Source organism: Maridesulfovibrio ferrireducens, from assembly GCF_900101105.1.
In the GTDB taxonomy this organism is placed as follows: Bacteria; Desulfobacterota; Desulfovibrionia; order Desulfovibrionales; family Desulfovibrionaceae; genus Maridesulfovibrio; species Maridesulfovibrio ferrireducens.
Genome location: NZ_FNGA01000003.1, coordinates 603,213 through 621,255, shown reverse-complemented (window position 1 = coordinate 621,255; position 18,043 = coordinate 603,213). Strand labels below are relative to the sequence as shown.

15 protein-coding genes are annotated in these 18,043 nt (G+C 40.1%); 12 read left to right on the top strand and 3 right to left on the bottom strand.

Features of this window, described 5'->3' with window-relative positions:
* Positions 1 to 6: 6 nt before the first annotated feature.
* Both BLT41_RS12120 and BLT41_RS12115 read right to left on the bottom strand, forming a co-directional pair.
* Entirely contained in the window at positions 7 to 381 is a 375-nt protein-coding gene (locus BLT41_RS12120; RefSeq protein ID WP_092161488.1) for a holo-[acyl-carrier-protein] synthase, read from the bottom strand.
* 2 nt (positions 382 to 383) lie between these two features.
* A complete protein-coding gene (locus BLT41_RS12115; RefSeq protein ID WP_092161486.1) occupies positions 384 to 1,109 on the bottom strand; it encodes a pyridoxine 5'-phosphate synthase in 726 nt (241 codons plus the stop codon).
* 278 nt (positions 1,110 to 1,387) lie between these two features.
* Here BLT41_RS12115 and BLT41_RS12110 point away from each other — a divergent pair, with 278 nt between their 5' ends.
* Complete coding sequence (locus BLT41_RS12110) at positions 1,388 to 2,734, top strand: UDP-glucose dehydrogenase family protein (protein WP_092161484.1); 1,347 nt, start codon at positions 1,388 to 1,390, stop codon at positions 2,732 to 2,734.
* A gap of 47 nt (positions 2,735 to 2,781) precedes the next feature.
* Here BLT41_RS12110 and BLT41_RS12105 read toward each other — a convergent pair whose 3' ends face one another.
* Positions 2,782 to 2,997, bottom strand: coding sequence for a hypothetical protein (locus BLT41_RS12105; protein ID WP_092161482.1), 216 nt, complete (start codon positions 2,995 to 2,997; stop codon positions 2,782 to 2,784).
* A gap of 264 nt (positions 2,998 to 3,261) precedes the next feature.
* Between BLT41_RS12105 and BLT41_RS12100 the strand changes: the two genes are divergently transcribed.
* The 11 genes from BLT41_RS12100 (at position 3,262) to BLT41_RS12050 (ending at position 17,935) form a co-directional block, all read left to right on the top strand.
* Positions 3,262 to 3,738, top strand: coding sequence for a chemotaxis protein CheW (locus tag BLT41_RS12100; protein WP_092161480.1), 477 nt, complete (start codon positions 3,262 to 3,264; stop codon positions 3,736 to 3,738).
* Between the two features lie 211 nt (positions 3,739 to 3,949).
* On the top strand, positions 3,950 to 7,408 hold the full coding sequence (gene mfd, locus BLT41_RS12095) for a transcription-repair coupling factor (RefSeq protein ID WP_092161478.1): 3,459 nt from the start codon (positions 3,950 to 3,952) through the stop codon (positions 7,406 to 7,408).
* Positions 7,409 to 7,437: 29 nt separating this feature from the next.
* Positions 7,438 to 8,400, top strand: a complete 963-nt coding sequence (locus BLT41_RS12090) for a SurA N-terminal domain-containing protein (protein WP_092161477.1) — start codon at positions 7,438 to 7,440, stop codon at positions 8,398 to 8,400.
* A 111-nt stretch (positions 8,401 to 8,511) separates the two neighbouring features.
* Positions 8,512 to 9,450 (top strand): SurA N-terminal domain-containing protein, encoded by a 939-nt coding sequence (locus tag BLT41_RS12085; RefSeq protein WP_244512264.1) that lies wholly within the window; start codon positions 8,512 to 8,514, stop codon positions 9,448 to 9,450.
* Positions 9,451 to 9,579: 129 nt separating this feature from the next.
* Positions 9,580 to 10,503: a helix-turn-helix domain-containing protein gene (locus BLT41_RS12080; RefSeq protein ID WP_092161473.1), complete on the top strand. Its 924-nt coding sequence runs from the start codon at positions 9,580 to 9,582 to the stop codon at positions 10,501 to 10,503.
* Positions 10,504 to 10,522: 19 nt separating this feature from the next.
* Complete coding sequence (recO, locus tag BLT41_RS12075) at positions 10,523 to 11,263, top strand: DNA repair protein RecO (protein ID WP_092161471.1); 741 nt, start codon at positions 10,523 to 10,525, stop codon at positions 11,261 to 11,263.
* A gap of 211 nt (positions 11,264 to 11,474) precedes the next feature.
* Complete coding sequence (glyQ, locus tag BLT41_RS12070; RefSeq protein WP_092161469.1) at positions 11,475 to 12,347, top strand: glycine--tRNA ligase subunit alpha; 873 nt, start codon at positions 11,475 to 11,477, stop codon at positions 12,345 to 12,347.
* Between the two features lie 17 nt (positions 12,348 to 12,364).
* Entirely contained in the window at positions 12,365 to 14,458 is a 2,094-nt protein-coding gene (gene glyS, locus BLT41_RS12065) for a glycine--tRNA ligase subunit beta (RefSeq protein ID WP_092161467.1), read from the top strand.
* Between the two features lie 179 nt (positions 14,459 to 14,637).
* Positions 14,638 to 14,901: a 30S ribosomal protein S20 gene (gene rpsT, locus BLT41_RS12060; protein ID WP_092161466.1), complete on the top strand. Its 264-nt coding sequence runs from the start codon at positions 14,638 to 14,640 to the stop codon at positions 14,899 to 14,901.
* Positions 14,902 to 15,116: 215 nt separating this feature from the next.
* Entirely contained in the window at positions 15,117 to 16,481 is a 1,365-nt protein-coding gene (trkA, locus tag BLT41_RS12055; RefSeq protein WP_092161464.1) for a Trk system potassium transporter TrkA, read from the top strand.
* Positions 16,481 to 17,935: a TrkH family potassium uptake protein gene (locus BLT41_RS12050; RefSeq protein WP_092161463.1), complete on the top strand. Its 1,455-nt coding sequence runs from the start codon at positions 16,481 to 16,483 to the stop codon at positions 17,933 to 17,935. Before trkA ends, BLT41_RS12050 begins: the two co-directional genes overlap by 1 nt.
* Positions 17,936 to 18,043 lie beyond the last annotated feature (108 nt).

Genomic DNA, 18,043 nt, shown 5'->3' with positions numbered 1-18,043 from the left:
CGTATGTTATTTCTCAAGAATTACAACAGCCGCAGCAGTGTCCCGTCCATGTGTAATTGATATGAGTATTCTTTCTACACCTAATTCACGGGATCGCTCAAGCCCCTTTCCATTAAATATCAACTCAGGAGCACCGGATTTAAGATTTAAAATCTCAACACACTTAAAGGTAATTCCTTCAGCAAATCCTGTTCCCAAGGCTTTAACAGCGGCTTCCTTTGCGGCAAATCTAGCTGCAAGATGTTGGATCTTCTTTATTTCGGGAACTAAGCTGATCTCTTTTTCAGTAAGAAAAGTACGCATAAAACGCTCACCGAATTTCTCCAGTGAGCTTTCTATGCGATCAAGTTCTGTTAAATCTATTCCGAGGCCTACTATCATTTTTAGTCCACAAATGTCCTGATAATTTCAACCATATCTTTTACAGCGCGATCTATTCCGACGAAGATTGCACGAGCCATAATTGAATGCCCGATGGAATATTCACAAATTCCAGGAACGTTAGCAAAATCAAGGATATTGGTATAATTAAGACCATGTCCAAGATTAACTTTAAGGCCTAGATCCTGACTTCTTTTTATACCGTCGATGATTCTGTTCAGCTCTAGTTTTTGTTCTGATCTGGTTTTAGCATCTGCATAATGACCAGTATGAATCTCAACATAATCGGCACCGATCTCATGTGAGGCTTTAATCTGTGCCGGATCTGCATCGATGAAAAGACTTGATTTGATTCCTGCAGCATGGATCGGAGCAAGATATTTTTTCAGTTTATCTTCATGTCCGGCGCAACTTAGACCGCCCTCGGTTGTGAGTTCCGCTCTTTTTTCAGGGACAAGGCACACAGTGACGGGATTTATTTTGAGTGCGAAGGCTTGCATTTCGTCAGTTGCAGCCATTTCAAAATTAAATTTTGTTTGAATAGTCTGCGCAATAAGATCAATATCTCTGTCCTGAACGTGTCTTCTGTCTTCACGCAGGTGCATGATGATTCCGGCTGCTCCTGCCAGTTCGCACATGGCGGCGGCAACTATCGGGTCCGGTTCTGTTCCTAGTCTAGCCTGTCTGATTGTTGCAACATGATCAACATTGACGCATAAGAGTGGCATGGTTATATCCTCCGGTGAACAAACTTTATTTTTATTGCCGGAATTAATTTGTTTTTACATAGCATATTAGTATAATCCGACTTTGTTGAAGGACAATATAGTCATTGGTGTTTGATGGCAACTGTCATATTGGCGCAACTCTTTGCTAGTTGACATTAAAAATATATTGGCGTTATCCGCTGTGTCACAGCTTGCAGACGATCTGCTTGATTTGACTTTTTTGACCGGACTGTTAGTGACGTTTTTTTAAACGTAAAGAATTATCGAGAGAACAAATAATGAACATATGTATAGTAGGAACCGGATATGTCGGGCTTGTCAGCGCAGCATGTTTTGCAGAAATGGGAAACCATGTTTGGTGTGTTGATGTAAATCCAGACGTTATTAAGACTCTTAAAGAGGGTAAAATTCATATTTTTGAACCGGGTCTTGAAGACTTGGTTAAACGAAACTATGAAGATCAAAGACTTTTCTTTACCACCAGTCTTAAAGATGGACTGGATAAAGCCCGTTTTGTTTTTATTACTGTCGGAACTCCATGCAGCTCAGATGGAAGTTGTGATCTGAGATTTGTGGAAAATGTTGCCCGCGAAATAGGGCAGACCATGACCGATTCTAAAATTATTGTAGACAAATCTACCGTTCCGGTCGGAACTGCTGATAAAGTCCGCTCAATAGTTAAAGCAGAACTTGAAAAAAGAGGTTTGGATCTTGAGTTCGATGTCGCTTCAAACCCCGAGTTTCTAAAAGAAGGGGATGCTGTAAGCGACTTTATGAAGCCGGACAGAGTTGTTGTCGGCACTGAAAAGAAAGAAACTTGTAAGGAATTCGAGACCTTATACGCTCCTTATGCCCGCAGTAGAGAAAAACTCATTTTTATGGGTACCAGAAGTGCGGAAATGACTAAATATGCAGCGAACTGCATGCTGGCCACAAAAATTTCTTTTATTAATGAAATGGCCAGTATTTGTGAACTCGTCGGAGCTAATGTGCGCGAAGTCAGACTCGGCATAGGCTCTGATCACCGCATTGGATATTATTTCATCTACCCCGGCGTAGGTTACGGTGGATCATGTTTTCCTAAGGACGTGAAGGCCCTGATCAATACAGCTAAAGAGGTTGGCGCCAGACCTGAGCTTATTGAAGCCGTGGATTCTGTTAATAACAGACAGAAAAAAATGCTTTCCCGCAAGATTCTGGATTATTTTGAACCTCAGGGTGGAGTTAGAGGTAAAACCCTTGCAATATGGGGACTTGCATTTAAAGCCAACACTGATGATATGAGAGAGTCTTCTGCCTTATCTATCATTTCCGAGCTGACTGAAGCAGGAATGAAAATTAAAGCTTTTGACCCTGTTGCTCATATAAAAGCAGAAGAAATTTTGCGTGATAATGATCTGGTGGAGATCGTACATAATCAGTATGAAGTTCTTGAAGGGGCAAATGCTGTTGCGGTTGTGACGGACTGGAATCAGTTTAGAAATCCTGATTTTGATAAAATAAAAGAAGCCTTGCTTGCTCCGGTTATATTTGACGGTAGAAATCTTTACGACCCGTCTTACCTAGGCAGTAACGGTTTTGCTTACTTCAGTGTTGGACGCAGACCGGTCGGGGATTCTGTTTAATTAATTCAAAATTTAAAGGCCCGCTTAAAGCGGGCCTTTAAATTTGTCTAAGGTGATAACGATTTCATACACGATCTAAGTTGCAGTTCCTGCAAAATTAATCGTTCATATTCGGGGCTGTATGGAACATCTTCTTGGTTTTCTTGATTTAACATTTTCGCGAGAAACTGGGTTTCTTCCCAGAAATCAAGCAACTCATCATTTGCTAATGATTTAATCTGATCTTCCAAGGTAACATTATCCGTTGGGGAAAACTGAGCCATGCGAGTTCATACCCTCCTGAGTCTTCGCCTTATTGCTATTTTCTGCTAATCAATTTTCTAGGTAGTCATTTCTGGGCCAGTAGTCAATTTTCTCTGAATAAAAAATTTTGATTAAATTGTTTTATAATTTTATGATTAGCTTGCAAATATTTCAGATGAATAATAATATACGGATTAAATATGAATAGAATATTTTTAAAAATATTTTTACATGATCAAAATATTTTGATTGTGCACTGCAATAGCAACTAACAGGGGGCATGAATGGAAGAAGATAAGAAAAGGCAAGACGCCGAACTTATCCAGCTAGTCACCTTCAGCATTGCCGAAGAAGAGTTCGGAGTGGATATCCTTAAGGTTCAGGAAATTATCCGAACCATGGAAATCACCAAAGTTCCCCGAGCTCCTGTATTCGTTGAAGGCGTAATCAACCTTCGCGGGAAGGTAATTCCAATCATTGACTTAAGAAGTAAGTTTGGTCTCGAGATCAGAGAGCATGATCAAAATACTCGTATTATCGTTATTGAAATTAGCGACATGATCGTTGGATTTGTGGTTGATTCCGTTTCCGAGGTTCTCAGAATCCCGGCAAACACTGTTGAACCGCCGCCGCCTGTTGTTTCCGGCCTAGAGTCTGAATATATCAGCGGGGTAGGTAAACTTGAAGACAGACTGCTTATTTTACTTGATCTTAACAGACTTCTTTCAGGTGATGAGCAGGAATTATTAGCACAGGTTTAATCAAATCTTCCGGTTTGTTATGTATAATTAAGGAACGATTACGGTCCTATAGTTAGCTGCATATTGCCATGATTTGATGTGTCTGCCACCAGTAAATATTGCGATTTACGTCTATTTACTGGACAACAGAACAGTTTCTCTGCAAAAAAAGGCCGTCCCCTGAATTATCGGGAGGACGGCCTTTCCTTTTCATAATAATTTTGGAGCCAAATTGTCTTTACCTTCCGAATTTACCGCTTTTGCTGCCGGAGGCGGAAACACTGCACGAATTTTTAAAAGTGGTCCCGGGACACAGGCGTTTACTGCGCATAATTTACACTCCAGAGGTCAATCAGTTGTAATGATTGCTCCGGGAGCACGGGAATATGCGGAACTGAAGGCTCTTATTACTTTATTCAGCCGCAATGATCTTGCTGAAAACAATAAAATTATTCCTGCATGGGAAAGAGACTGGGTTTTCCTTCCTCCTTATCTTTGCAAAAATCCTGTTGCATCTGAATGGTCTGAACGCTGGTCAGCCCTGCATGCTTTAACGCGCGGCGGAAAACAGTCTGTTCTGATGACTGTTGACAACTTACTGCCCAAATGGCCTATGCCTTCAGTTTTGGAAAATAATTATATTAATCTTTCCAAAGGCGAAGAGATGGAGCCGGAACTCCTCATCGAACAATTAGTTTCATGGGGATATACCAGAACAAAATTGGTTTCTGGCTATGGCGAAATGTCCATGCGCGGGGATATCCTTGATATCTATGCGCCGGGATATGACCTTCCGCTAAGATTAGAATTTTTTGGTGATATATTAGAAGAAATTCGTGTTTTCGACCCTTCATCCCAACGTTCCAAGGCCGATTTAGATGAAATGACCTTGCTTCCCGTCGCTCCGGCAATGCTGACCGGAAACAACATTGATGATGCCGCCGCACTATGGAAGCATTTGAAAAAGACGGGAGAAATTTCTGCTGAAGGGCATGCAAAACTTCTTGAAAAAGTTGGCAACGCGGACGGAATGATCTGGCCCGGACTTTTTTATCCTGAGTGTACTGACCTCAAGTCATTTTTATCTAAAAAAGCTGTTTATGTTCTTTCGTCAGCTTCAAATTTAAGATTACGTCTTCAGGACCATGAATACAGCTGGAAAACCTTTCTTCATGACAAATCTGCTCATTCCGGTTGTAAATGGCCTGTTAATACAATTTGCTGGAATGAAGAAAAAGCAAGATCCATCTGGCGCGATGAAAGACAGATTGTATATGAAGATCTAGTCATAGGTCGTGAAAAAGACGGAATTGATCTTTCTGAAAGATCGCTGACTGCATTCACCGATATTTTTTGGAAACCTGAACAGATGAAGCGGCCATGGGCTGCCCTTGTTGCAGGATTAAAAGAATGGAGTTCTGAAAGATTCCAAACAGTGCTCAGCTTTAAAACCGACAGATCTCGGAAAAAATTTCTATCGCTCATTGAATCGGAACAGCTATCTATTTCAACTGAGTATTCACCTCTGAACAGAGGGATATACGCACTTATTTCGCCCCTTAAAAACGGGATGGAACTTGAGTGGAATCAAACCATCATATTAGGAGAAGACGTTCTTCAGCCGCAAGCCGCAAAAGGTACCCGCATCAGGGATAAAGCCTTTGAAGGAATGACGAGTTATGAAGATTTGCTTCCCGAAGATTTACTTGTCCATAGAGATTACGGATTATCCCGTTTCGGCGGACTGCATCATTTTAAAGTAGGGGATGTTTCTAATGATTATCTTCTGCTGTTTTTTGATGCAGATGATAAATTATATGTTCCGGTCGACAGGCTTAATCTTGTTCAAAAATATAAAGGCCCGGAAGGTTCCTGTTCTGTTCTGGATAAGCTGGGCGGCACACGCTGGTCTAAAACCCGGGATAAAGCTCGCAAGGCTATTGAAAAAATAGCCGGTGAACTTGTCGAAATGTACGCTTACAGAAAAGTTGCTAAAGGATATGCCTATGGTCCTTTGGATGACATGTACTGGGAGTTTGAAAGTACTTTCGGATTTGAAGAAACTCCGGATCAGGAAAAAGCTATCCAAGATGTGTTCAGAGATATGGAAAGTCCTGAACCGATGGACAGACTCGTCTGCGGTGATGTCGGATTCGGAAAAACTGAAGTTGCATTAAGAGCCGCTTTCAGAGCCGTCTTAGATGGTAAACAGGTTATTCTGCTTTGCCCTACGACCGTTCTGGCTGAACAGCATTATCAAACATTTATGCAACGCATGGAAGGGTTCCCGGTTGTAGTTGGAATGCTCAGCAGGTTTGTTACCAAGACCAGCCAGAAAAGAGTTCTCGAACAATTATCTTCTGGAACCCTCGATATTCTTATCGGCACGCATAGAGTTCTATCCAAAGATGTAGAAGCTCCGAATCTAGGCTTGCTCATTCTTGATGAAGAGCAGCGCTTTGGAGTAAGGCATAAAGAACGTATTAAAGAAATGCGTAAAAATATTGATGCGCTGACTCTGACCGCTACCCCGATTCCCCGTACCTTGCAGCTGTCATTATCCGGAGTGCGAAGCCTGAGTACAATTGAAACGCCTCCAGTCGATCGCAAACCTGTTGAAACAGCTTTAGTTGAACGAGACGAAGCAATGCTTGCGTCTGTTGTTAAACGTGAACTTGAAAGAGGCGGACAGGTTTTCTGGGTGCACAACAGAGTTCAAGGGCTTGAACGGGTTGCTGAGTTTGTTAAAAAATTGGCCCCTGATGCCAAAATCGGCATGGCTCACGGTCAAATGTCAGAGAAGAACTTAGAAAATACTATTCATAAATTCTGGCACAAAGAACTAGATATTCTTATCGCTACCGCAATTATTGAATCCGGCCTTGATTTCCCCAATGCCAACACATTAATTGTAGATCAGGCTCAAATGTTCGGGCTTGGACAGCTTTATCAGCTGAGAGGCAGAGTTGGACGCAGCACACGACAGGCGTACGCATATTTTGTAGTTTCATCCCTTGATTCTTTGTCGGAAAAAGCTAAGCGGCGCATGCAAATCATTCTTCAACTTGATTACTTGGGAGCAGGTTTTAAAGTTGCAATGGAAGATTTAAGACTGCGCGGTGCAGGTAATATTCTCGGAGAAGTTCAATCAGGACAGATGGCAAAGGTTGGGCTTGACCTGTTTCTTGAAATGCTTGACGAAGAAGTACGTAGAATCAAAGGTGATGACAGCACCGTTATGACAGATCCTGAAATGAATTTTGTTTTCAAAGCCCATTTACCTGAAGATTATGTTCCTGATGCCAGAGAAAGGTTGAGATACTATCGGGCTCTTTCCTCGGCAAACACAGAAGCTCGGATAGAAGAACTTGCCTCTGAAATCAAAGATAGATTCGGACATTTCCCCGAAGAAGTTGAAAATTTTATAACAGTACTTTATCTGAAACGAACTTTAGCACGTCTCGGAGTTACAAGAGCGGATTTATTTCCTGCCAGAGTTGTTTTGACATGGGAAGAAAGTCGAAATCCTGTAGAACCTGTTAAATTGATGAAATGGATTGCTGATGATAAAAATTCAGCACGCCTTAAACCTCCTGTAAGTATTGAAATACGTTATGAAAAAGATATTAAAATAGCAGCAGGACTTAACCAAATTTGTAAAAACCTTGAACCGTTAGTTGAACAAATTTAAATCATAGTGATAACGTACGGAAAATATAAATGAAAAAGATAATTATTCTTTTAATGCTGACCTCTCTTTTTGTCTTTGGATGCAAAAACAAGAAAGAAGAACCGGGTATAGTTGCACGAGTAAACGGTAAACCTGTTTACCTTTCGCAGTTGGATTATAAATATGATTTGATGCATGACGGAAGTGCAGGGTTTATTCCTTCTGTCAGTCAGGTCAGAAGTGAATACGGTCAAATTTTAGGTGATATTATTGTACAGGAACTTGTTTCACAGGAACTTGAAGAACAGAATATTCCTGTATCAGATAAAGAGTTGAAAGAGGCGGAAGACGAAGTCCGTTCTGATTACCCTGAAAATGCATTTGAGCAAATTTTAATCGAAGAATATATTGACCTCAATTCATGGCGCAGTCAGCTCAAATATCAATTAGCAATGGATAAATTTTTTAGCCAAATATTACGTCCTGAAATTAAAATTGATTACAAAGAAGCAGAAGAATACTACCGCACTCATTTATCTGACTTCTATATGCAGGCAGGGTTTAAGTTTATAATGATAAAAGGGTTCAGCCGCGATTTAGTGACTAAGGGGGTTGAACAATTTAGAAAAGGAGTTTCTCCTGAAGAAATTTCAAACAACTTGAAGCAGGTTACTGTTAGAGAAATATGGGTTAGAAACGGACAATTACCGACGACTTGGGAACCATTTGTTCAAGAGCTTGACCCCGGAAAAGCAAGTCCTGTAATAACACAGGAAAAAGAATTTATTTGTTTAATTTTAAAAGAAAAGAAAGATGCCACCTTGTTAACACCTCTTCAAGCTTATCCCGCTGTAGAAAAAGTTCTTCTTGAACGCAAACTGGATGATAAATTTGAATTATGGCTTAAGAATAAACTGGCTAATTCTAATATTAAAATTAGCAAAGAATTATTACCACAGCAAAAAACTGAAAAGCCTGTCCCTGTTGAGAATAAGAACACAAAGACTGAATAAATATTAAGGGTTTTGCTAATCTTGCATACTTCCATGAAAGGGTTTAGTTAGTTAAAACAATTGTCGAATAAGAAACATACCGATATTATATATTTTATGGGAGATGCCGTATTGAAGCGTGTAATTATTGTTTTTTTTATCATATTGATCAGTTCTTTTGTATCCATTGCCGGAGCAGAAGAAAAAGTCGTTGATGGCGTTGTAGCTGTCGTTAACGGCGATATCGTTACAATGTATGAAATGAACGCAAAGATGGCTCCCATCATGAAGCGGTTTAATGGGCAATCTATTTCTGCTGTAGATGCTGAGCAAATTAAAAATATCAGAAAACAGATACTTGACCGCATGATTAACGAAATGATTCTTGATCAGGAAGCAAAAAGACTCAAAGTCGAAGTTTCAGAACAAGATATCGAAGGTGAAATCAAACGTATTAAAGAAACAAGCAAATTTTCCGATGAAGAATTTGCGCGTCAACTTGCATTGCAAAAAACAAACTTAGAAGATTTTAAAGAAACTTTACGAAAAGATATTCGTAAGAACAGACTCTTATCATACAAAGTTAAAAATAAAGTAGTAGTCACGGAAGAAGAAGTTCAAGGAGTATGGAACAGCACTCAGTCTCAACAAGAAGAGGTTAAACAGAGTGTTCACTTGAAATTGATACTTTTTCCTGAAAATATTTCGGCAGATAAAATCAGAGAAGAAATTATTTCTGGAGAAACAACTTTTGAAGAAGCCGCAGATAAATACACTGTCGGCCCTGGAGCCGGAACAGGTGGAGATCTAGGTGTGCTGGAATGGGATGATCTTGCTAAAACGTGGCATGACGCATTAAATGGGCTTAACCCCGGAGATGTAAGTCAATCGTTTAAAGTTCAGAAATCAACTGCTTTGCTTAAGCTTGATTCTTTTGAAAAAAATAAAACTGATTCGTTCACTGACAACAGAGACAATATTTATGAACGTCTTTATAGAGAAAAACAGGACGCAGTCTTTGTTGATTTTATAAATAAACTGAGAGAGAAAGCCGTTATCGAGATAAAGTAGATTTTTTTAAGAAAAACTATAAGCGGATATTTTTTGCATTTTTAAATGAAAAACTGTTGTCGAAAGACAAATTTAAAGAAATGAATTTGTCTTTGAATAAAACAGCCAGACTATCATTATGAGGGCCGTATGGATTTGAAAGAGCTTGGATCCCGATTAAAAGCGGAAAGAGAACGACAAGGGCTTACCGTTGAACATATGATGGAGCTTACCAAATTAAGCCGTGTGAATGTTCACGCGATTGAAGACGGCAATAAAAAAGATTTTCCACACCCTGTCTATGCTAAAGGATTTATAAAGAATTACGCCAAAGCGCTTGGGCTTGATTCAGAAGAAATTGGAAATGAATTTTCAAAATTTTATTCTGTTGATGGTAGTGCTGATAAGAATATTCAGGATCCTTGCATTGACGAAAACTTGGCTCGAAGTGATTACTCCGATGTTTCCACCAAAACATCGATGTCATCAATCTTTTTAATTCTAATTCTAATCGCAGTTCTCGCAGGGCTTGTGTATTATCTTCATGATAACGCATTGTTAGATTTCTGGAACACCAAAAAAACAGAGATTGTGATAACTGAAGAAGTGGTTGAAAATGTAGCTGTTGATGAGCAACAAAAAGAAACTACTCCTGAACAAAATGACGAAATTTCCACCGAGACTCCAATTGAAGCGGCACTTGAAACAGTACAGAAAGAAGCTCCAATTGTAGGCTCAAGTGAAGACGTTGTCGTTATTTCTGAACCGGAAGAATCAGCTTCTGCAAGCGAACGAAAAGAACTTCCTATTGCTGCAATTCAACCAATAGTAACAAATACAGTTGTTATTACAGCTAAATCTGGAGAAGCTTGTTGGTTAGAGGCCGTTACTGACGGTAATAACCAAGAATTCGTTCTGCAAGAAACTGAAAGCATTTCATTGCCATACAAAGAATCTTTAAAGATTAAATTCGGGAATGCCGGCGGAGTCGAGGTTATTTCTGACGGTAAGCCTTTGGTTCTTAATGTTGCAAAAGGAAAAGTTAAAACCATCGAGTTTCCGATTTCCGAATAGGAAATTCAGTGTTTAAAAAATGGAAACAACGGATAAAGTTTTAATTCTTAAAACAGGAAAATTTAAAGAAAATGATCTTTGGGTTCGTTTTCTTTCAGCTTCTCGTGGTGTTCAAACAGCTTTTGCCTTTGGCGGAAGCAGAAGTCGTAAAAGATTCGGCGGCTGTTTAGAGCCTTTTTCACAGGTTTTGTTTAAGATCGAAACCAATAAAACGGGTGCTTATCAGGTTCTTAAAGAAGGAAGCCTTATGAAAAGCTATCCTGAAATAAGAACAAACCTCCGGAAAACCGGGCTTGCTGCTAATTGTTTAAAGTTTATAGAATCAGCCGGAACAGAAAAAGAAAGCAGTCGAAGAGTTTTTGATCTTTTATCTGAAACTCTGGATGTTATCGAAAGTTCAGAACCGGATGATTTTTTCCCATTGTTTTTCAGAGCAAAGGTTGCATTTGAACAAGGATACAATCCTGACTTTACAATTTGCGCGCGATGCGGCAAACCTCTGTTCAGCGCACGACCTGTAGTTTTTGATATTGAGAAAGGTGTTATCACCTGCTCAGAATGTGACAACGGCAGGAGAGGGGATTCTGTTGGCTCTGGAACCATACGAACTTTAGCATGGATTCAGGATACAGGACCGTCTAATTGGATGCCTCTGAACCTTCCATATGAAATAAGACAAGAATGTTTTTCAGTAATGGATAAATTCATGGCATATCATATGGGATTGGTCTGGGAAGAAAGTGGTTATCGAAAAATTTAGTGAAGTTAAATGTCTATCTGGTTCAAAGTGCAGCTATAAACATTGCGCTTAATCTTGAGGCTTATTCTAATTTAAAATTTCTTGAAAAAGTCTAAAATATTTCTGTTATTAATTGTTAAGAAGTCGGACATTTTTTATATCGTACAAATAGTATTTATGTAAAAAATGACTCTATAGAAAGTTTGGTTTTTTTCTAGATGTGAGGAATTTAATGAATTTTCAGAATGTTATACTTACGTTGCAAAACTTTTGGTCTGATTATGGTTGTTGTCTAGTTCAGCCTCTTGATATTGAGGTAGGGGCCGGAACATTCAATCCTTCAACTTTTTTCAGAGTTATCGGACCTGAGCCTTGGAATGCTGCTTATGTGGAACCGTCCCGCCGTCCTACTGATGGACGTTACGGAGAAAATCCAAACAGGCTTCAGCACTACTTTCAGTTTCAGGTTATTTTAAAACCTTCCCCTGACAATGTTCAGGACCTCTATCTCAAGAGTCTCGAAGCTCTCGGTTTAGATGCTGCTGCACATGACATCAGATTTGTAGAAGATGACTGGGAATCTCCTACACTGGGTGCATGGGGACTTGGCTGGGAAGTTTGGCTTAACGGTATGGAAGTAACTCAATTTACCTACTTCCAGCAGGTCGGAGGACTTGACCTCAGCCCTGTTTCCGTTGAACTGACCTACGGTCTCGAAAGACTCTGCATGTACTTGCAGGGCAAAGAATCCGTTTATGATCTGATGTGGAACGACAAGATCACTTATGGTCAAATATTCCATCAGAACGAAGTTGAGAATTCTAAATATAATTTTGAACTCAGCGATTCAGCCATGCTTCTTGATCTATTCAATAAATATGAAGCTGAAAGTTTGAGACTATGCGAAGAGAAGCTTCCCCGTCCCGCATACGACTATTGCCTGAAATGTTCTCACACTTTCAATATGCTTGATGCTCGCGGTGCAATATCCATTACCGAACGAGCAACATATATAGGCAGAGTGCGTACTTTAGCTTCCGCTGCAGCAAGACTTTATTCAGCACAGCGCGAAGAGTTAAATTACCCCATGCTTGAAAACGATTAAAAAAAACGGAATTAGATATGGCCGATTTTATTCTCGAAATAGGTATTGAAGAAATGCCCGCCCGCTTTGTTCCACGTCTGGGCGAGGATATTAAAAATATATTCAGTGACCTTCTTAAAGAACACATGATTGATTTTGCAGAAGTAGCCGCTTTTGCCACTCCTCGCAGACTTAGTGTTTTCGTCACAGACATCGCACTTGATCAAAGAAAAGTTGAAGAGGAAGTCTCAGGGCCTCCTGCTAGAATAGCTTACGATGCTGACGGAAAACCAACTAAAGCCTGTGACGGATTTGTTAAATCTCAAGGGATCAAACCCGAAGATATTTATCTCATCAAGACTGATAAAGGTGATTATCTCGGAGCTAAAAAAACAGTCGGCGGAGCTGCAACTGTTTCTATTCTTCCTGAGATGTGTATCACCGCAATTAAAAAGCTTTCATTTCCTAAAAAGATGAAGTGGGGCAGTCTCGAGTTCACATTTGGCAGACCGCTGCGTTGGCTGTTGTGCCTTTGCGGTGACCAAGTTGTAGACTTTGAATTGGCCGGACTTACTTCAGGACGTAAAACCTACGGACATCGTGTCATGGGTGCCGGTCCATGGGATATTGCTTCTGCTTCTGACTACTTCAATACTATTGAACAGAAATGTTCTGTAGTTATTTCGCCGGAAAAACGAGGAGAACTCGTTCGCGCTGAAGGAGATAAACTTGCTTCCGCGCTTAACGGTTCTGTTGTCTGGAAGGACAGTCTGCTTCAAGAAGTCAGTAACCTTGTTGAATTCCCCATGCCTATCATTGGAAACTTTGAAGAATCTTTCCTTGAGCTTCCTAAAGAAGTTTTGCTGACAAGCATGGAAAGCCATCAGAAATGTTTCGGTATTGAGAACTCTGACGGAAACCTGCTTCCTCATTTTCTATGCACTTTAAATCTGAAGCCTAAAGAAATGGATCTGGTTCGTAAGGGATGGGAAAAAGTTCTTAAAGCAAGACTTGAAGATGCTCGTTTCTTCTGGGCTAAAGATTTAGATACAGATTTTGGTGTCTGGCTTGAAAAGCTTGAACACGTAGTATTCCTTGGTCCTTTGGGAACCATGGGAGACAAATCGCGTAGACTTGAAAATCTGGCTGCTTTGATCGCAGGTAAAGTTGATCCTGATTTGCAGACTGAAATGGCTCGCGCCGGTAAAATTGCCAAAGCAGACCTTGTATCTGAGATGGTTAATGAATTTGATAAACTGCAAGGCTTGATGGGCGGAATCTACGGCTTTAAAAAGGGCGAAGATGATGTTGTATGCAAAGCTATCAGTGAGCAATATCTCCCCGCAGGACCAGAAAGTCCTGTACCTTCTACAATTGGTGGAGCAATAATATCCATGACCGATAAAGCCGATACTCTCGTCGGTTGCTTCGGATTAAATAAAATACCTACCGGTGCCAACGATGCCTACGCTCTCAGGCGCGCTGCCCTTGGTATTATACGGATGATCCTTGAATTCAGATTAAGTGTCGACATCCTCGAAATTTTCGACATGGCTTATGACGGATACTCTAAGGATATTAAATGGAAACTTGATAAAGCAGAGATTCTTGAAAAGCTTGGAGATTTTATTTCCAGCAGACTCCGCGCCTATTTTACAGGCCAAGGGTATGAAACAAGAGTCGTTGATGCTGCTTTAGGTGCCGGATTCAGAGATGTTAATGCTCTAAAAGCTAGAGTTGAAGCTTTATCTGAATTCGCAAAAGAAGAAGGATTCGAGCAGTCGGTGCTTACTTTTAAGCGAGCATCAAACATTATCAGAAAGCAGGGTAGTGAAGCAGGACTCATTTTGACTGGAGGATATGAAGTTGAAAAACTGATTGAACCTCAGGAAAAAGACCTTGCTAAAAAGCTGGATGATACCGCTGATCGTTTCGAAGAACTTTGGGGAAATGACGATTTCACGAATCTCTTTGGAATTCTTGGAGAATTAAGACCATTTGTGGATGACTTTTTTGATAACGTAATGGTCATCAGCGATGATGAATCATTAAAAATTAATCGCCTGAACTTGCTTCAAGCCCTGGTAGACAGACTTAGCAGGTTGGCTGATTTTGGTGCTCTTCAGGTTTAAATCAGATTTATCTGAATAATTTTGTTATGTTAAACAGTGATTAAAATGGTTTTTAATTCAAAAAAACATTTAAATTGCTTGACAATTATAACTGATTTTAGTTAATGACCCATTTTGTTAGAACGTAACTCCGGCTGTCCGGAGAAAGAAATACAAATTTAAGATACAGGAGAAATACCTTGGCTAATCATAAGTCCGCACTCAAAAGACATCGTCAGAGCCTCGTTCGTAATTCACGCAACAACATGGTACGTACTCGTATCAAAAACGTTGTTAAAGAAGTACATTCAGCAGTTGATTTGAAAGACACTGAACTTGCAGCAACAGCTCTTCGTAAAGCTACTTCCATTCTTGATGCAGCAGCAACAAAGAAAGTTATCCACGCACGCGCAGCGTCCCGCAGGATTTCTCGTCTTCACGCTGCCGTAAATAAGATGGCGTAACTCTTACAATATATTATTTTTGTAAAGAAATATTCAGCCCGTCGCATAATGCGGCGGGCTTTTTGTGTTTAACTATTTTCTATTAACTTTTTATATAAAAAGTCGATGGCAATATCACTGTCTTTGCGCTATCAAAGCAAAGAGTAATTGCTGATTTCAACTGTGTTTTCAATTTCGCGTTTAGTTGTGATTTGATTTTACATGAGGAGTTGCTTTTGAGGGTTATAATCGTTGGTGCCGGAGAAGTTGGGTTTAACGTCGCGAGACGCCTTTCCGGTGAAAGTAAGGAAGTTGTTGTTATAGACACAAACTCCAAAGCATTAAGTAGGGTTTCTGATACATTAGATGTTCAAACCATACTTGGCTCCGGTTCAAGCCCGGAAATTTTGAAACGGGCCGGGATTGTAGATGCTGATATTTTTTTAGCGGTTACAGATAAAGATGAAATAAATTTAATTTCAACTTTTCTAGCGAACCGTATTGCTCCCAAAATCATCAAACTTGCACGCATCCGGAATGAAGATTATACTAAATATCCGGAAATGTTCACTGAAGGTGACCTTCGAATTGACACTTTGATCAATCCTGATGAAGAAGTTGTTGAATCCATACTAAGAGTCATGAGTGTACCCGGGGCTGTGGAAATTAATGACTTCGTTGGTGGAAAAGTTCGCCTTATCGGGGTTAAGCTTCCAAAAGAGAGCCCTCTTGTAGGGGTAACTCTTATGAATATCAAAGAGCATCTTGTCGGCATTAATGTCGTCATTGCTGCTTTGGTTCGCGAAGACAGACTCATCATTCCCGGCGGTTTAGATACCATTCAAGAAGGGGATATTGTCTATTTTACATCCATGCGTAACCAGCAGGAATCTCTACTTAGACAAGCTGGAATTCTTTCAGATCCCATTAGAAAAGTTCTTATTGTCGGCGGCGGAAATGTCGGCTTCCTTTTAGCTCAAGCTCTTGATAACAAAAAATTTCATACACGCCTTCTGGATAAAGATTCTGATCGTTGTGATGAACTTTCTGAAAAACTTGACCGTGTTATTGTTTTACATGGAGATGGAACTGATCAGGAATTACTAAAAGAAGAAAATGTCGGTGAACTGGATATGGTTATCTCAGTTACCGGCGACGAAGAAATGAATATCTTATCCTGCCTGCTTGCTAAAAACTTAGGCGCCCGTAAGACAATTACCCGCATTAACAATTTCGCGTATATTCCTTTGATTCAACCTATTGGGATTGACCATCTTGTTTGTCCCAGACTCTCCGCAATTAATTCAATTCTACATTTTGTCAGACAAGGAAAAGTTATTTCTGCCGTTTCGATAAAAGGTGAAGAAGCTGAAGCTCTTGAGGCAATTGCTCAAGAAAAATCAGGAATTGTCGGTAAACCGATTAAAGATTTAAATCTTCCTAAAGGAACACTCATTCTCTGCTTCCAACGCGGAGAGGAAGTAATAATTCCTTCAGGTTTCACTGTAATTGAACCCAATGACAGACTTTTAATTATTTCAACTCGTAAAAATATACCTGAAATAGAGAAAGCACTTACCACCAAACTGGAGTATTATTAATGCGCTGGAAGGTCGTTCTGCATATTATCGGAGCACTAATTTTGTGCGTCGGCCTTACAATGATAATGCCACTTGCTTTTTCATTGTATTATCAAGATTCAGGAATAATGCCTTTGATTCAGTCCATGTTAATTTCCTGTCTCTGCGGTTTAGGGTTGTTTCTTGTTTTTCGCAGTAAGGATGAAAATCAAGGCTTAAGTCATAGAGAAGGAATGGCTATTGTTGCGTTAGGATGGGTTGCAGCCGGCTTTTTCGGGAGTCTTCCTTTTTATTTCGGAGATGTTTTTTCAAGTAATGTTGACTGTTTTTTTGAATCCTTGTCCGGTTTTACCACGACAGGTTCTTCAGTAATGACTGACATTGAAAGTGTTGCGAAAGGGATTCTGTTTTGGCGCAGTCTTACTCATTGGCTTGGCGGCATGGGGATCATTGTTCTTTCTCTTGCAATTCTACCTTTTCTCGGGGTCGGAGGAATGCAGCTTTATAAAGCAGAAGTTCCCGGTCCTGTTCCAGATAAATTAAAACCCCGAATTAAAGACACCGCGATAGTACTTTGGAAAGTTTATCTTTTATTCTCAGCCATAGAAGCCATACTCTTAATGCTTGGTGGAATGGATTTTTTCGATTCTCTTTGCCATACATTCGGAACGCTCGCCACTGGTGGATTCTCAACCAAGAACACTTCAGTTGCATATTTTAACAGTGCTTATATCGATTATGTCATCACCTTTTTTATGATTGTCGCAGGTATCAATTTTAGTCTTCATTACCAAATGTTGAAAGGGCGGCCTTTAATTTTATGGCGTGATCCTGAATTTAGATTTTTTGCATCCATTACAGCCTTAATAACGGTTATAGTTACTGTCGTTGTTTATTCTGCCCACAATTATGAAACCGTTGCTGATACTATCAGGTACACATCATTTCAGGTTGCCTCAATTATGAGCACAACAGGTTTTGCAACTGCGGATTATGAGTTATGGCCGGCACTGGCTCAAGGGTTACTACTTTTGTGCATGTTTTTAGGCGGATGCGCCGGATCAACCAGCGGCGGTATGAAGCATCTTCGTATTATGCTCCTTTTGAAACAGTCTTATCAGCAAATTTTCAGAATTATTCACCCGCGCTCAGTAAATAGAGTAAAACTCGGAAAAAAAGTCATTAAGCCTGAAACGATGAATGATATTCTCGGGTTCGCAGTACTCTGGATCGGCCTTTTCGTGCTTTGCGGCCTTATTGTTGCGGCGACAGGAGTAGACGTTGTTTCCTCATTTGCAGCATCTCTCGCTTGTATCGGAAACATAGGTCCTGGAATTGGAACTGTCGGTCCGGCTGACAACTTCTCTCATATTCCCGAAGTTGGTAAGTGGGCGTTAATTTTTTGTATGCTACTTGGACGACTTGAAATTTATACAGTGATTGTACTTTGTGTTCCTGAATTCTGGAGAAAGTAAATTTCACCCAAAAGCCAAATCACGCTAAAATTTAAATACCAATTTCTACGCTCTATAATAAAAAACCCGGTTGTGAGATATATCTCACAACCGGGTTTTTTATCGTAA

Excerpts from the sequence above, each read along its gene's own strand:
- BLT41_RS12050 (WP_092161463.1), top strand. The coding sequence starts at position 16,481 with ATGCGCTGGAAGGTCGTTCTGCATATTATCGGAGCACTAATTTTGTGC.
- BLT41_RS12110 (WP_092161484.1), top strand. The coding sequence starts at position 1,388 with ATGAACATATGTATAGTAGGAACCGGATATGTCGGGCTTGTCAGCGCA.
- BLT41_RS12105 (WP_092161482.1), bottom strand. The coding sequence starts at position 2,997 with ATGGCTCAGTTTTCCCCAACGGATAATGTTACCTTGGAAGATCAGATT.
- BLT41_RS12115 (WP_092161486.1), bottom strand. The coding sequence starts at position 1,109 with ATGCCACTCTTATGCGTCAATGTTGATCATGTTGCAACAATCAGACAG.
- glyQ (WP_092161469.1), top strand. The coding sequence starts at position 11,475 with ATGAATTTTCAGAATGTTATACTTACGTTGCAAAACTTTTGGTCTGAT.
- recO (WP_092161471.1), top strand. The coding sequence starts at position 10,523 with ATGGAAACAACGGATAAAGTTTTAATTCTTAAAACAGGAAAATTTAAA.
- BLT41_RS12120 (WP_092161488.1), bottom strand. The coding sequence starts at position 381 with ATGATAGTAGGCCTCGGAATAGATTTAACAGAACTTGATCGCATAGAA.
- BLT41_RS12080 (WP_092161473.1), top strand. The coding sequence starts at position 9,580 with ATGGATTTGAAAGAGCTTGGATCCCGATTAAAAGCGGAAAGAGAACGA.
- BLT41_RS12090 (WP_092161477.1), top strand. The coding sequence starts at position 7,438 with ATGAAAAAGATAATTATTCTTTTAATGCTGACCTCTCTTTTTGTCTTT.
- BLT41_RS12100 (WP_092161480.1), top strand. The coding sequence starts at position 3,262 with ATGGAAGAAGATAAGAAAAGGCAAGACGCCGAACTTATCCAGCTAGTC.
- glyS (WP_092161467.1), top strand. The coding sequence starts at position 12,365 with ATGGCCGATTTTATTCTCGAAATAGGTATTGAAGAAATGCCCGCCCGC.